General features: G+C 37.1%; 13 protein-coding genes, 1 tRNA gene, 1 pseudogene and 2 riboswitches. Of the genes and pseudogenes, 12 read left to right on the top strand and 3 right to left on the bottom strand.

Features of this window, described 5'->3' with window-relative positions:
• Positions 1-68: 68 nt before the first annotated feature.
• The 5 genes from AC1DJR_RS09950 to tsaD all read left to right on the top strand — a co-directional run bounded on the left by AC1DJR_RS09950 (position 69) and on the right by tsaD (position 2,938).
• Positions 69-144: transfer RNA gene (locus AC1DJR_RS09950), tRNA-Asp, on the top strand.
• A gap of 174 nt (positions 145-318) precedes the next feature.
• Positions 319-792, top strand: a complete 474-nt coding sequence (gene tsaE / locus AC1DJR_RS09945; protein WP_002009995.1) for a tRNA (adenosine(37)-N6)-threonylcarbamoyltransferase complex ATPase subunit type 1 TsaE — start codon at positions 319-321, stop codon at positions 790-792.
• A complete protein-coding gene (gene tsaB / locus AC1DJR_RS09940) occupies positions 773-1,465 on the top strand; it encodes a tRNA (adenosine(37)-N6)-threonylcarbamoyltransferase complex dimerization subunit type 1 TsaB (RefSeq protein ID WP_002091610.1) in 693 nt (230 codons plus the stop codon). Before tsaE ends, tsaB begins: the two co-directional genes overlap by 20 nt.
• A gap of 13 nt (positions 1,466-1,478) precedes the next feature.
• Entirely contained in the window at positions 1,479-1,922 is a 444-nt protein-coding gene (rimI, locus tag AC1DJR_RS09935; RefSeq protein ID WP_002063534.1) for a ribosomal protein S18-alanine N-acetyltransferase, read from the top strand.
• A complete protein-coding gene (gene tsaD / locus AC1DJR_RS09930; RefSeq protein WP_477002508.1) occupies positions 1,922-2,938 on the top strand; it encodes a tRNA (adenosine(37)-N6)-threonylcarbamoyltransferase complex transferase subunit TsaD in 1,017 nt (338 codons plus the stop codon). The genes rimI and tsaD overlap by 1 nt, the downstream gene beginning before the upstream one ends.
• Before the next feature lie 413 nt (positions 2,939-3,351).
• Here the strand turns inward: tsaD and AC1DJR_RS09925 are convergent, their stop codons facing one another.
• Positions 3,352-5,274, bottom strand: a complete 1,923-nt coding sequence (locus tag AC1DJR_RS09925; RefSeq protein ID WP_477002507.1) for an ABC-F family ATP-binding cassette domain-containing protein — start codon at positions 5,272-5,274, stop codon at positions 3,352-3,354.
• Between the two features lie 187 nt (positions 5,275-5,461).
• On the opposite strand from AC1DJR_RS09925, the gene AC1DJR_RS09920 reads away from it, so the two are divergent.
• A complete protein-coding gene (locus AC1DJR_RS09920; protein ID WP_000372704.1) occupies positions 5,462-6,091 on the top strand; it encodes a redox-sensing transcriptional repressor Rex in 630 nt (209 codons plus the stop codon).
• A gap of 29 nt (positions 6,092-6,120) precedes the next feature.
• Here AC1DJR_RS09920 and AC1DJR_RS09915 read toward each other — a convergent pair whose 3' ends face one another.
• Both AC1DJR_RS09915 and AC1DJR_RS09910 read right to left on the bottom strand, forming a co-directional pair.
• Positions 6,121-6,258, bottom strand: a complete 138-nt coding sequence (locus AC1DJR_RS09915) for a YdiK family protein (protein ID WP_477002509.1) — start codon at positions 6,256-6,258, stop codon at positions 6,121-6,123.
• Positions 6,248-6,901 (bottom strand): annotated as a pseudogene (locus AC1DJR_RS09910) (lysostaphin resistance A-like protein); the annotation flags it as partial. The gene AC1DJR_RS09915 and the pseudogene AC1DJR_RS09910, both read right to left, overlap by 11 nt.
• A gap of 401 nt (positions 6,902-7,302) precedes the next feature.
• On the opposite strand from AC1DJR_RS09910, the gene groES reads away from it, so the two are divergent.
• From groES to AC1DJR_RS09880, 6 genes are all read left to right on the top strand, one after another.
• A complete protein-coding gene (gene groES, locus AC1DJR_RS09905; RefSeq protein ID WP_002009985.1) occupies positions 7,303-7,587 on the top strand; it encodes a co-chaperone GroES in 285 nt (94 codons plus the stop codon).
• A gap of 37 nt (positions 7,588-7,624) precedes the next feature.
• A complete protein-coding gene (gene groL, locus AC1DJR_RS09900) occupies positions 7,625-9,259 on the top strand; it encodes a chaperonin GroEL (RefSeq protein WP_002029451.1) in 1,635 nt (544 codons plus the stop codon).
• A gap of 139 nt (positions 9,260-9,398) precedes the next feature.
• Positions 9,399-9,500, top strand: a riboswitch (purine riboswitch).
• Between the two features lie 165 nt (positions 9,501-9,665).
• Entirely contained in the window at positions 9,666-11,204 is a 1,539-nt protein-coding gene (guaA, locus tag AC1DJR_RS09895) for a glutamine-hydrolyzing GMP synthase (RefSeq protein ID WP_131248060.1), read from the top strand.
• Positions 11,205-11,359: 155 nt separating this feature from the next.
• Positions 11,360-11,461, top strand: a riboswitch (purine riboswitch).
• Between the two features lie 128 nt (positions 11,462-11,589).
• Positions 11,590-12,915, top strand: coding sequence for an NCS2 family permease (locus AC1DJR_RS09890; protein WP_429688734.1), 1,326 nt, complete (start codon positions 11,590-11,592; stop codon positions 12,913-12,915).
• Between the two features lie 145 nt (positions 12,916-13,060).
• The gene (locus tag AC1DJR_RS09885) at positions 13,061-13,762 is read left to right on the top strand and encodes a response regulator transcription factor (RefSeq protein WP_002029454.1); all 702 of its coding nucleotides are present in this window, start codon (positions 13,061-13,063) and stop codon (positions 13,760-13,762) included.
• Positions 13,746-15,251: a sensor histidine kinase gene (locus tag AC1DJR_RS09880; RefSeq protein ID WP_477002506.1), complete on the top strand. Its 1,506-nt coding sequence runs from the start codon at positions 13,746-13,748 to the stop codon at positions 15,249-15,251. Before AC1DJR_RS09885 ends, AC1DJR_RS09880 begins: the two co-directional genes overlap by 17 nt.
• The last annotated feature ends 275 nt before the right edge of the window (positions 15,252-15,526 follow it).

The following is a 15,526-nucleotide window of genomic DNA, read 5'->3' as shown; positions in this document are numbered from 1 at the left end:
CAGTACGGTAGCTCGTCGGGCTCATAACCCGAAGGTCGCAGGTTCAAATCCTGTCCCCGCAACCAAATGGTCCCGTGGTGTAGTGGTTAACATGCCTGCCTGTCACGCAGGAGATCGCCGGTTCGACCCCGGTCGGGACCGCCATTTTATATAAAGAAAAGAACGAAACAAGTTGTTTCGTATTTTTTTATTTGTTTTAACAAAAAACTAATAAAGACAGTCAAACTATCCTTAGGAAAACTCCTAAGGACTTTTTTATATATTTAAAACCTGTATAATAAAGAGCAGAGAACATTGTGAGTAAAGTAGGTGAAGTCTGTGAGTAAATATGAAATAACAACAAAATCTTCCGAAGAAACCCAGCGATTATCAGAAAAATTAGGGAGACTTGTAAAGGAAAAAGATGTAATTATTTTAGAAGGTGATCTTGGAGCTGGCAAGACGACTTTTACAAAAGGACTAGCAAAAGGTCTTGGAGTGAAAAGAGTCGTAAATAGTCCTACCTTCAATATTATTAAAGAATATAAAGGAAGATTACCGCTATATCATATGGATGTGTATCGTTTAGCGGAAAGTGAAGAAGATTTAGGATTTGATGAGTATTTCTATGGTGAAGGGATTACAGTAGTAGAATGGGCTCATTTAATAGAAGCATATTTACCGAATGAGAAGTTGCAAATTAGTTTATTCCATGCTGGAGATGATACAAGAAAAATTGTACTCGAGCCAATTGGAGATCGCTATATTAGATTATGTGAGGAGCTATTACAAGATGAAAGTACTAGCAATTGATACTTCAAATTACGTAATGGGTGTATCCCTTATTGAGGAAGGGAACGTGATTGGAGAAATCATTACAAATTTAACAAAAAACCATTCTGTGCGTCTTATGCCAGCTGTAGAGAAACTGTTAAAAGAATGCGGTGTAAAACCGAAAGAATTGACTAAAATTGTTGTAGCAGCTGGACCGGGATCATATACAGGTGTTCGTATAGGTGTGACAGCGGCAAAAACATTAGCTTGGTCACTTCAAATACCAATTGTAGGTGTATCAAGTTTGGAAGTGGTGGCTGCAAATGGTACTAATTTTAATGGACTAATTTGTCCTTTATTTGATGGCCGACGCGGTCAAATTTACACGGGGTTATATACATATGAAGGAGAGCGTATAACTTCAATAGAAGAAGACCGAATTATTCTTATTGTTGACTGGTTGCAAATGTTAAAAGATAAAGAACAGCCTGTTTTATTTATTGGTAACGATGTTAAATTGCATAAAGAAACAATTGTAGAATATTTAGGTGATCAAGCTGTATTTGCTCCGTTCACTAAGAATAACCCAAGACCAAGTGAATTAGCATGTTTAGGATTACAAAAAGAAGAACAAGACGTGCATACGTTTGTTCCTAGCTATCTTCGTTTAGCTGAAGCTGAAACAAAATGGTTAGAAAGTCAAAAACAATAGGGGCCTACAGAAGATGGATATGATATTTAGAAAGATGGCACTCGATGATATTGCTCAAATTGTAGCTATTGAAGAAGCATCTTTTTCAACCCCTTGGACTGCAGATGCCTTTCACCGTGAATTAGAGGTGAATGAACATGCACATTATGTCGTGCTAGAAAAAGATGGTCTCGTAATTGGATATTGTGGATTGTGGATAATTATTGATGAATCACATGTAACAAATATAGCTATCCTGCCGGAATACAGAGGTCAAAAGCTAGGGGATGCCTTATTRAAAGAAGTCATTTCCGAAGCGAAAGGKTTAGGAGTAAAAACAATGACACTTGAAGTACGCATGTCAAATGAAGTAGCAAAGCAGTTATACAGAAAATAYGGATTTCAAAATGGTGGGATTCGTAAACGATACTATGCAGACAATCAGGAAGATGGTCTTGTAATGTGGGTGAATATATGATGGAAAAAAATATAATTATACTTGGTATTGAAACAAGCTGTGATGAAACAGCTGTAGCAGTTGTTAAAAATGGAACGGAAATCATTGCGAATGTCGTTGCATCGCAAATTGAAAGTCATAAGCGTTTTGGCGGAGTAGTACCAGAGATTGCATCCCGTCATCATGTAGAAGAAATCACAGTTGTGTTAGAAGAAGCTTTAAAAGAAGCGAATATCACTTTTGAGGATATTRATGCAATTGCTGTAACAGAAGGCCCAGGTTTAGTCGGAGCACTTTTAATAGGTGTAAATGCAGCGAAAGCTGTGGCTTTTGCTCATGATATCCCTCTAGTTGGTGTTCATCATATTGCTGGTCATATTTATGCGAATCGTTTAGTAAAAGAAGTACAATTCCCGTTACTATCGCTTGTTGTATCCGGTGGACATACGGAGCTTGTTTATATGAAAGAACATGGTTCATTTGAAGTGATTGGTGAAACGCGAGATGATGCGGCAGGAGAAGCTTACGATAAAGTAGCTCGTACATTATCAATGCCTTATCCAGGTGGTCCTCATATTGATCGCCTTGCGCATGAAGGAAAACCAACAATTGATTTGCCTCGTGCGTGGCTAGAACCTGATTCGTATGATTTCAGCTTTAGTGGATTGAAATCAGCAGTTATCAACACTGTGCATAACGCAAAACAGCGCGGTATAGAAATTGCACCAGAAGATTTAGCAGCAAGTTTCCAAKAAAGTGTAATAGATGTACTTGTAACGAAAGCGTCTCGTGCAGCAGATGCTTATAATGTAAAACAAGTGCTTCTTGCTGGTGGAGTAGCTGCTAATAAAGGGCTTCGTGCACGTTTAGCAGCAGAATTTGCACAAAAAGAAAATATAGAGCTAATTATTCCTCCTCTATCTTTATGCACAGATAATGCAGCGATGATTGCGGCTGCAGGTACAATTGCATACGAACAAGGAAAACGCGCTACATTAGCTTTAAATGCAAATCCAGGATTAGATATTGAAGCATAGTTATACACAAAATTAACCACAGCTTGTGGATAAAACCCAAATTATCTGTTGATAATTTGGGTTTTTTTGTGTACATAAAATGTGTATAACTTTTTATCTGATTGTGGATAATGTGGAAAAGTTATTTGGAAGTTTATATTATAAAGGTGGATATGTGTATAACCTTGTGGATAACATAGAGGAAGTCTGACCTTTGAAGAAATTCTTTTTTGGGAAATAAAAAACAAGGAGATGCAAAAAAAACATTTTAAAACATCCTCCACTTATTATATAAGGTGCTACTATTGTCAATCCTTGTCGAATCGGTTATATAATTTTATTTACTATGGTATTGATTCCAAAAAAGAAAATAAAAAGGAGGTCATCTCGTCAAAAAGCCCGACTTATGAGACATCCTCCTCTTTTAAATTCTCTTATATATGCAGTTCTTCCCATTCTGCCATACAGGCTTCAAGCTGTTCTTGCAGTGTTTGTTTTTTAGTTGTAATTTCACTAGCCTTTTCATAATCTGCATATATTTCTGGTAAGCAAAGCTGRTCTTCTAACGTAGCAATTTCTKCTTCTAAGCCTACGATATTTTGTTCCAGTTCTTCAATYTTTCGAGTRCGTTGACGCTCTAGCTGTTTACGTTCTTTTTCTTCGAGATAATTTAATTTTTCTTGTGCCACCACTTTTTGAACAGGTACTTCATCTTCTTGCTCTAGTTCCGCACGTTCAATCATTTCATTTTTCTTTTCAACGTAATAATCGTAATCACCTAAATATTCTTGTGCACCTTCTGTTGATAACTCAACAACGGTTGTCGTTACGCGATTAATAAAATAGCGGTCATGAGAGACGAATAGAAGAGTACCTGGGTAATCAATTAAAGCATTCTCCAAAATCTCTTTACTATTTAAATCAAGATGGTTTGTTGGCTCATCGAGAATTAATAAATTGGATTTTTGCATCATAAGTTTTGCAAGAGCTAGTCGAGCCTTTTGTCCACCACTAAGAGAAGATACTGGTTTGAGTACATCATCCCCTGTGAATAAAAAGTTGCCTAGTATAGTGCGAATTTCTTTTTCAGGTTGCAGGGGATATTCATCCCATAATTCATTTAAAACTCGCTTCGAAGATGTTAAGTTGGCTTGTTCTTGATCATAATAACCAACAGATACATTTGAGCCGAAAGCAACGTTTCCATGTAATAGCTGTAACTTATTCACAATGGATTTTAATAATGTAGATTTTCCAATTCCGTTTGGCCCAACTAAGGCAACACTGTCACCGCGAGTTAAGCGCATATTTACATGTTCAATAATCGGTTCCTGATAATAGCCAATAGTTGCATCTTTCACTTGTAAAACATCATTTCCACTTTGTTTTTCAATATCGAAGTGGAAGGAAGCTGATTTAGAATCGCCTAATGGTCTAGTTAATACTTCCATTCTGTCTAATTGTTTACGGCGACTTTGAGCGCGTTTTGTCGTAGATGCACGAGCTATATTTTTTTGTACAAAGTCTTCCAATTTAGAAATTTCATCTTGTTGTTTTTCATAACGCTTCATCTCTTGCTCGTATAGAGCTGATTTTGAGTCTAAATATTTACTGTAGTTACCAACAAATCGTCGGCTTTCCTTATTAGAAATTTCGTATACTTGTGTAACAAGTTTATCTAAGAAATAACGGTCATGGGAAACGATTAAAATCGCGCCAGGATAGCCTTGTAAATATTGTTCAAGCCATGTTAGTGTCTCAATATCCAAATGGTTTGTAGGTTCGTCTAAAATAAGTAAGTCTGGTCTAGTTAATAATAATTTCCCAAGAGCTAATCGAGTCTTTTGTCCACCACTTAATGTGGAAATTTTCGTCTGATGCGTTTCAACTGGGAAGCCAAGACCGCTTAAAATTGAGCGTATATCCGCTTCGTACTGATAGCCGCCTTGATCTTTATAATCTAATTGTAATTGGTCATAATCAGCTAATAATTTCTCATATATAGCCGCATTTGAAAAGTTTTCTTCTTTTCCCATCTCTTGCTCTAGCCTTCGAAGTTTTGTCTCCATCTGCTGCAAGTGTGTAAAGACGGTTAACATTTCATCCCAAATTGTTAAAGACGTTTCTAATCCGGTATTTTGAGCTAAATACCCCATTGAGACATCTTTCGGTTTTATAATTTCACCACCATCATGAGATAACTCRCCAGCTATTATTTTTAATAATGTAGATTTTCCRGYTCCATTTCGTCCGACTAATGCGATACGATCTTTTGTTTGTACTTCCAATTTTATGTTTGCAAGAATCGTTTCTGCACCGTATAATTTCGAAAGCCCATTCACTTGTAATAATATCAATGTTTTCACCTCAAATAATTTCTTAACTTTGCCATGTTTATATTTCTCAATCATACTAAAAATAGTGTATAGTTTAAAATAAAGAGAGAATACTTCTTCTCTTTATTATACAAGGAAATTCATGAGTACTAAACTTCTGTATTTGATTCRAGTATAAGAATAAAGATAGGAAGAGAGGAGAGGTTATATGGATCAGCAAAAAATTCCACAGGCCACTGCCAAACGATTGCCTCTATACTATCGATTTATCCAAAACTTATCTCTTTCTGGTAAGCAACGTGTTTCATCAGCCGAATTGAGTGAAGCGGTAAAGGTTGATTCCGCAACTATTCGAAGAGATTTTTCATATTTTGGAGCGTTAGGGAAAAAAGGATATGGATATAACGTAAATTATTTATTATCATTTTTCCGTGAAACACTCGATCAAGATGATATAACACGCGTGGCACTTATTGGAGTAGGTAATTTAGGGACCGCTTTCTTACATTATAATTTCACGAAAAACAATAATACAAAAATTGAAATGGCGTTTGATGTTAGTGAAGAGAAAGTTGGAACAGAAATCGGAGGCATTCCTGTATATCATTTGGATGAACTAGAAGAACGTTTATCAACTGATATACAAGTGGCAATATTAACGGTACCCGCTACAGTAGCGCAATCTGTGGCAGATAGATTGGCAGAAACGAACGTGCATGGTATTTTAAATTTCACACCAGCACGCCTAAATGTGTCAGAGAATATAAGAATTCATCACATTGATTTAGCTGTAGAGTTACAAACGCTTGTTTACTTTTTGAAGAATTATCCACAATAAAACGCAGAGGAGATGACCTCTGCGTTTTATTATTGTTTTTTCTTTGTGAATTTAACTAAGATAAGGCGAAGTGCCAAATTAAAATCAATTGTTGCCATAACTGCAAATAGTATTGTCCACATATTCCAGATTGTATCTGTTACGTTCGTAATGGCGAAGCAATGTATTCATTGCCACATGGGCTGCTATAGGAACGATAATGCGTTTCGTTTGTACATATAAAAAGGCGAATACGAGCCCCATAGAAGTGTATACCAATAAGTGAGTAAAATCAAAATGAATCGCCGCGAATACTAGTGAACTAATGATAGCAGCAACAAAGAAATTAAATCTCTTATAAAGTGTGCCAAATAAAATTTTTCTAAATACGATTTCCTCTAAGATAGGTCCGATTATAGATACAACAATGAGGAACCAAGGTGTCGTTCTTGCAATTTCCATCAGCTTCATTGTATTTTCCGAACCTTGTTTAATTCCTAGTAGACGCATTTCGATCATACCGGCAATTATTTGGGAAGAGAAAGCTAAGAGAATACCGATTATAATCCAACCAACTGTAGCTGGGATCGTAACACGCATTTTATCTAAATGCCTGTCACGAATATCTATTCTAAGTAACCAAAGTACGATACATAATGCAACAAAGAAGCTAATGATTGCCCAATGTCCCGTTATGATTTGACCTTTTTCCTCCATGGTAAATCCTCTATTATCATAGAGTCCTGTTTTTAGGAGTAGTGGTAAACCAACAATTCCAGATAACTGCATTAAAATGTATGTAACGATAATCCACCAATATTGTTTCTTCAAATGGTTTAACCATCCTTTCTAACTCTAGTGTATGAGATAAGGTAGGATAACATGTAAATATGCTACCTACGATATAAACTTTCATTTGAATTATATTTTTTTGTAAATAAGTATTTGAAAATAAAATAGGAGACAGGAAAAAGTTGTACGTTTAGCGAAAACAACTTAGGGTGTCTTTCATATTGTAACATACAAGAAGTGGGAACAACGATTCATATAGTAAAGGCAGTAGAAGAAGTAATGATATCTAGGAAAGTGCATAAAGTAATTTGCGAAAAAATTATGATTTTTTTACTTGCAAAAGAAATTGAGATTATTTATTATTAGAAGTGTGTTAGCACTCGTGTGACTTGAGTGCTAATAAATAAAATTTACATAACAAAATGAGGAGGTTATTGTTCATGCTAAAGCCATTAGGTGATCGCGTTGTAATTGAACTTGTTCAAGCAGAAGAAAAAACAGCAAGTGGTATTGTATTACCAGAAACTGCAAAAGAAAAACCACAAGAGGGTAAAGTTATTGCAGTAGGTACAGGCCGAGTGCTTGAAAATGGTGAGCGTGTTGCTTTAGAGGTAGCAGCAGGTGATCTTATCATCTTCTCAAAATATGCAGGTACTGAAGTGAAATACGAAGGTACAGACTACTTGATTTTACGTGAAAGTGACATTTTAGCAATTATCGGTTAATTATATACATTTTAAAAATCCAAGGGGGTCAATTATTATGGCAAAAGATATTAAATTTAGTGAAGAAGCACGTCGTTCGATGCTTCGCGGTGTCGACACTCTTGCAAACGCAGTAAAAGTAACGCTTGGACCAAAAGGTCGTAACGTTGTACTTGAGAAAAAATTCGGTTCACCACTTATTACAAATGACGGTGTAACAATCGCAAAAGAAATCGAATTAGAAGATGCATTCGAAAACATGGGTGCGAAATTAGTAGCAGAAGTTGCTAGTAAAACAAATGATGTAGCTGGTGACGGAACGACAACTGCAACTGTATTAGCGCAAGCTATGATTCGTGAAGGTCTTAAAAACGTAACAGCTGGTGCAAACCCAATGGGTCTTCGTAAAGGTATCGAAAAAGCTGTTACTGCTGCAATTGAAGAATTAAAAGCGATTTCTAAACCAATCGAAGGTAAATCTTCTATCGCACAAGTAGCTGCTATTTCTTCGGCTGACGAAGAAGTAGGTCAATTAATCGCTGAAGCAATGGAGCGCGTTGGTAACGACGGCGTTATTACTTTAGAAGAATCTAAAGGATTCACAACAGAATTAGACGTAGTAGAAGGTATGCAATTTGATCGTGGATATGCATCTCCTTACATGATTACTGATTCTGACAAAATGGAAGCAGTTCTTGATAACCCATACATTTTAATTACTGACAAAAAGATTTCTAACATCCAAGAAATCTTACCAGTATTAGAGCAAGTGGTACAACAAGGTAAACCACTTCTTATCATTGCTGAAGATGTAGAAGGCGAAGCGTTAGCTACATTAGTAGTGAACAAACTTCGTGGTACATTCAATGTAGTTGCTGTTAAAGCTCCTGGATTTGGTGACCGTCGTAAAGCAATGCTAGAAGATATCGCAATCTTAACTGGTGGCGAAGTAATCACTGAAGAATTAGGACGTGACTTAAAATCTGCTACAGTTGAATCTTTAGGACGTGCTGGTAAAATTGTTGTAACGAAAGAAAACACAACTGTAGTTGAAGGTATTGGAAATTCACAACAAATCGAAGCTCGCATCGGTCAAATCCGCGCGCAATTAGAAGAAACTACTTCTGAATTCGATCGTGAAAAATTACAAGAGCGTCTTGCTAAACTTGCGGGCGGTGTAGCGGTAATTAAAGTAGGTGCAGCAACTGAAACTGAGTTAAAAGAGCGCAAACTTCGCATTGAAGATGCACTTAACTCAACTCGTGCAGCAGTAGAAGAAGGTATCGTTGCAGGTGGTGGTACTTCACTTATGAACGTATACACAAAAGTAGCTTCTATCGTAGCTGAAGGCGACGAAGCAACAGGTATCAACATCGTACTTCGTGCACTAGAAGAGCCAGTTCGTCAAATCGCAATCAACGCTGGTCTAGAAGGATCTGTAGTTGTAGAGCGTCTAAAAGGCGAAAAAGTAGGCGTTGGTTTCAACGCAGCTACTGGCGAATGGGTTAACATGCTTGAGTCTGGTATCGTAGATCCAGCTAAAGTAACTCGTTCTGCACTTCAAAACGCAGCATCTGTTGCAGCTATGTTCTTAACAACTGAAGCTGTAGTTGCTGACAAGCCAGAACCAAATGCACCAGCAATGCCTGACATGGGCGGCATGGGCATGGGTGGTATGGGCGGAATGATGTAATTCCGTTCACCCGAAAAACATCCACTTCTATATAGAAGTGGATGTTTTTTTATGTTTTTGAGCGCAGGAAATTAATTTCTGTAGAATTTTGTCGCTTTCTCTCTTGACCATACCGATACTTCATTGTTAGAATCTAGGAAGATAATATAAAACATTCCTTCATATATCCTCGATGATATGGTTTGAGAGTCTCTACCGGGTTACCGTAAACAACCTGACTATGAAGGCAGTGYGTCTTATATTTATAAAGAGCGGAAGACTATCTTTCTTTATAAAGCCAGACCCCTGCCTTTTCTTTGTCATGAGACTAGAGGCGGAGGACTGGCTTTTTTTATTATATTAGTAATGCTTTTCGCCAAATTGGTGAAAATATTTATATACGAGAACTAACGTTGGGGTGATTATTTTGAAGAAGCAGCATGATACAATTATCGTTTTAGATTTTGGGAGTCAGTACAATCAGTTAATAGCACGTCGAATTCGTGAGTTCGGTGTATACAGTGAACTTCATCCACATACAATTACTGCAGAAGAAATTAAAGCAATGAATCCAAAAGGGATTATCTTCTCTGGTGGACCAAATAGTGTATACGGTGAAGGTGCATTACATTGTGATGAAAAAATCTTTGAACTAGGATTACCGATTTTCGGTATTTGTTACGGTATGCAGCTTATGACACAACACTTCGGTGGTAAAGTAGAACGTGCCAACCACCGTGAGTATGGAAAAGCTGTTCTTAAAGTAGAGAACGAATCAAAATTATATGCGAACCTTCCAGAAGAGCAAGTTGTATGGATGAGCCATGGTGATTTAGTAACTGGTTTACCTGAAGGATTCGTAGTAGATGCAACAAGTGAGTCTTGTCCAATTGCTGGTATGAGCAATGAAGACAAAAACTTATACGGTGTACAATTCCACCCAGAAGTACGTCACTCTGAGCACGGTAACGATTTAATTAAAAACTTCGTATTCGGCGTATGTGGTTGTTCTGAAGGATGGAACATGGAGAACTTTATCGAAGTAGAATTAGAGAAGATCCGTGAAACTGTTGGAGACAAAAAAGTAYTATGCGCACTTAGYGGCGGTGTAGACTCTTCTGTTGTAGCAGTATTAATTCATAAGGCGATTGGCGACCAATTAACATGTATTTTCGTGGACCACGGTTTACTTCGTAAAGATGAAGCAGAAGGTGTTATGAAAACATTTAGCGAAGGCTTCCATATGAACGTTATTAAAGTGGATGCACAAGAGCGCTTCATGAACAAGTTAAAGGGTGTAGAAGATCCAGAGCAAAAACGTAAAATCATCGGTAATGAATTCATTTACGTATTTGATGATGAAGCTTCTAAATTACAAGGAATGGACTTCCTAGCGCAAGGTACACTTTACACGGACATCGTTGAAAGTGGTACAGCAACTGCACAAACAATTAAATCTCACCATAACGTTGGTGGACTTCCAGAAGACATGCAGTTCAAATTAATTGAGCCTTTAAACACTTTATTTAAAGACGAAGTACGTGTATTAGGATCAGAACTAGGAATTCCTGATGAAATCGTATGGCGTCAACCGTTCCCAGGTCCAGGACTTGGTATTCGTGTATTAGGTGAAATTACAGAAGAGAAATTAGAAATTGTTCGTGAATCTGATGCAATTTTACGTGAAGAAATTATAAAAGCAGGATTAGACCGCGAAGTTTGGCAATACTTCACTGCGCTTCCTGGTATGCGTAGTGTAGGTGTTATGGGTGACGAGCGTACTTACGACTACACAGTAGGTATCCGTGCAGTAACATCTATCGACGGTATGACAGCTGACTGGGCACGTATCCCTTGGGACGTATTAGAGAAAATCTCTGTACGTATCGTAAACGAAGTAAAACACGTTAACCGTATCGTGTATGATATAACGAGTAAGCCACCAGCAACTATTGAGTGGGAATAGTATTGTAATAAAAAGGATCCATCTATCATTTATGTATAGATGGATCTTTTTGTTTTYACCCTTAATACGAACGAAAATATAAAARTTTATAAAAATGTTCGTTTTTAAATTGACAAAACCACCTYCTCGAGTTAATATGAGTATGTAATTCAAACGAAAAATGAATATTATGCCGTCGTATAATATCGGGGATATGGCCCGAAAGTTTCTACCTAGCTACCGTAAATGGCTTGACTACGAGGCGTTTTGATAAAGATGAGGGGAAACTTGTCTTTATTCATAGAACGCTTCCATGTATATGCAATGGAAGCCTTTTTTATTTTTATAGATAAAAGAGGGCTAGGGTGAAATACGGCGAGTAATCATATAACGGGGGAAACGTAAGATGAAACGCTATTTTCAGTTTGATGAACTCGGCACAAATTATAAAACAGAGTTCATAGCAGGTTTAACGACATTTCTATCTATGGCTTACGTACTATTTGTCAATCCTGCTACGCTGTCGCTTGGAAATGTTAAAGGATTACCGGCAGGTACAGGAATGGATCCAGGTGCAGTGTTCGTTGCTACAGCATTAGCAGCGGCGATTGGTTCGTTAATTATGGGGATATTTGCGAAGTATCCGATTGCTTTAGCGCCAGGTATGGGAATAAACGCGTTCTTTGCTTATACAGCGGTGTTAACGATGGGAATTCCGTGGCAAACGGCGATTGCTGGAACATTAATGTCAGGTATTATCTTTATTATTCTTACTGCTTCRGGTATTCGTGAAAAAATYATTAATGCAATTCCAGTAGAGTTAAAGTTTGCAGTAGCGGCGGGTATTGGATTATTTATTGCCTTCCTTGGATTCCAAAACGCTGGGATTATCGTAAAGAATGATGCTGTTCTTGTTGGATTGGGGGATTTAACGAAGGGCACAACGTTATTAGCAATTTTCGGAGTTGTTACTACAATCATTTTCATGATTAAAAAAATAAATGGTGCAGTTTTCTACGGTATGATCCTTACAGCGATCTTAGGAGTAGCAACGGGATTAATTGATACACCAAAAGCTGTAGTGGGAGCAATACCGAGTCTAGAACCAACGTTCGGGGTAGCGTTAACTCACTTTGGAGACATTTTCACTGTTGAAATGGCGATTGTTATTATAACGTTCTTCTTTATCGATTTCTTTGATACAGCAGGTACGCTTGTAGCGGTTGCGAATCAAGCGGGATTAATAAAGAACAATAAATTACCACGTGCAGGTAAAGCGTTATTTGCAGATGCGATTGCAACTGTAATTGGTGCGATTTTAGGTACATCAACAACAACGTCTTACATTGAATCGTCTGCGGGGGTAGCAGCAGGAGGACGTTCTGGATTTACAGCGGTTGTAACAGCAGGGTTCTTCTTACTGGCACTATTTTTCTCACCACTATTAAGTGTTGTGACACCAGCTGTAACAGCGCCAGCATTAATTATTGTAGGAATCTTGATGGTTTCATCTTTAGGAGAAATTGATTGGAAGAAATTCGAGATTGCAGTGCCAGCGTTCTTTACTATCATTTCAATGCCACTTACGTATAGTATCGCAACAGGAATTGCAATCGGGTTTATCTTCTATCCAATTACAATGGTTGTGAGTGGTCGTCGTAAAGAGATTCATCCAATTATGTATGTTATGGGAGTTTTATTCGTACTATATTTCATCTACGTTCGTAAATAAAAGGGGTTTTTTGAAAGGTCTAGACTTGAGGGGAGTCTAGACCTTTTTTGCGTCTTCAGAAAATCTTAAGGATTTCCGAGCGTTTTTCTTCAGAAGTTTTCTTATAATAGAAGTTAGGGATTAAAAAAGTGATGGGGGAGAGAGTATGGCCGGGGAAACAATACTTGTCGTAGATGATGAAAAAGAAATTAGGAACCTTATTACAATTTATTTAAAGAACGAAGGATATAAAGTACTGCAAGCAGGGGACGGAGAAGAAGGGTTACGTATATTAGAAGAAAATGAAGTGCACTTAGTCGTATTAGATATTATGATGCCGAAAGTAGATGGTATTCATATGTGTATGAAAGTAAGGGAAGCGAAGGAAATGCCGATTATTATGCTTTCGGCAAAAACGCAAGATATGGATAAAATTTTAGGATTAACAACAGGTGCAGATGATTATGTAGCAAAACCGTTTAATCCGTTAGAGTTAATCGCAAGAATTAAATCGCAGCTACGTCGTTATATGAAAATGAATGGCTTTGCTATTCAAAATGAGGACGAGTTAGAAATTGGAGAGATGAAAATAAACATCTCCACTCATACAGTCATTGTGGATGGAGAAGAAGTGAAACTGACCCCGAGGGAATTTTCAATTTTAGAATTACTAGTCCGTAATCCGGGGATGGTCTTTAGTGCGGAACAAATTTATGAAAAGGTTTGGAACGAAAGATCTTTCCAGTCGGATAACACGGTAATGGTTCATATTCGGAAAGTGCGTGAAAAGATTGAGGAGAATCCAAGGAAGCCAATATATATAAAAACAGTATGGGGAGTGGGGTATAAGATTGAAAAAGATATTTAATCCATTTACTTATGTTAGGAAAATTCGAGAATTAATTGGAAAGATAGTGAAGAGTGTGAAACGGAGTATACGAATTCAACTTATTACTGCGTTTACTGCTTGTGCGTTGTTAGGGATTTTGTCAGCGAAGGCAGCAGCACCGTTTTTTGAGAATGCGAATCGAGAGGCGACGATCGATTATCGGGTTGGTATGGAACAAATTAATCAACAAGCTCAAAGCGTGGCAAATAGTTCAGTTCACGAAAATAAATTAGAAGCTATATCCGATATGATCGAAATGGAGAACCAAAATTTAGAACGAGGATCTAGAGCTTTAAAAGTACTGGTTACTGACGAGAGCGGCAAAGTTGTATATAAGACGAAGCAGGCGCAAGAAGAACAAATTGATTTGCACAATACAATTCGTAATGCAGCATCATTTGCAATCAACTATTCAAATGGCCAAGATGCATTTGAAAATACAAGAAAAGAATTTATAGCTTTTGCACCTATTACAATAGAAGATAAGAATTTGTACATGTTTGTTAGTGGGATTCCGGGAGGTGAAGTGAGATATGATACGCAAGAAGGGCCGTTTCCATTTTTCATAGGTGTACTTGTATTCATTTTCTCTTTCTTCTATATAACAAAGAGAAAGATGAAGCAAATTGAAGCGATGGCACAAGGTGTAAAGGAAATAGAAAAAGGCAACTTAGCGTATCGTATTGAGAAGAAAGGTGAGGACGAGATTGCGTCTTTAACTGAGAATATTAATAATATGGCAGAAGAGCTTATGAATAATATAGAAAAGGAACGTAAATTAGAGAAGCAAAAGARYGAGCTTATTACGAATGTATCTCACGATTTGCGTACACCAYTGACTTCTATTATGGGTTACTTGCGATTACTTCGAGATTCTAAATATGAAARTAAAGAACAACATGATGAGTATACGAGAATTGCTTTTGCRAAGTCGGAGCAGTTAAAGAATTTAATAGAAGATTTATTTGAGTATACGAAGTTAACGAATGAACAAGTTGTATTAGAAAAACAGGAAGTGTGTGTAAATGAGTTACTTGATCAATTAATAGAAGAGTTAGTACCACAAGCGGAAGAGCATGGCCTTATGTTTGTTAAGAAGTTTCCTGAGGAACGTGCATATGCGATGATTGATTCGGAAAAGATGGTTCGTGTATTCGACAACTTACTAATGAATGCAATTAAGTATAGTAAAGATGACGGAGAGATAAAAGTTTCTCTTCAAAGGCAGCGCAGGAATATACAAATTGTTATTGCGAATCATAGTGAAGAGTTTACGAGAGAAGAGTTAGGGAACTTGTTTGAACGGTTTTATAAGAAAGATCAATCTAGAAGTAGAGTAACAGAAGGTTCGGGGCTCGGATTAGCTATTGCGAAAAGTATTGTTGAGTTGCAAGGTGGTAGTATTCGAGCTGAGTATGAGGACGGGATCGTTCAGTTCATCGTTTCATTACCAATTATAGAAAAATAATAAATGAATAGAATGTTATAGGATAAAAAGGCTTATTTTAAAAGGAATAAGCCTTTTTATATTTTTTTAGAAAAACATATTGACGATTAGAGTTTAGAGGTGTAATATAAAACAAGTCGCCGATAACAACAACGCAGAAAGCGACAAAAGAAATAAAAAAACTTGGTTGACATTGAAATATGAAAATGTTAACATAAGGGAGTCGCAAATGAGCGGCAAACAAGTTCTTTGAAAACTGAACGAAACAAACAACGTGAACGTCAATTTTTATTTTT

Source organism: Bacillus sp. 05T31 (genome assembly GCF_056396725.1).
This window is presented reverse-complemented; position numbering and strand designations above follow the sequence as displayed.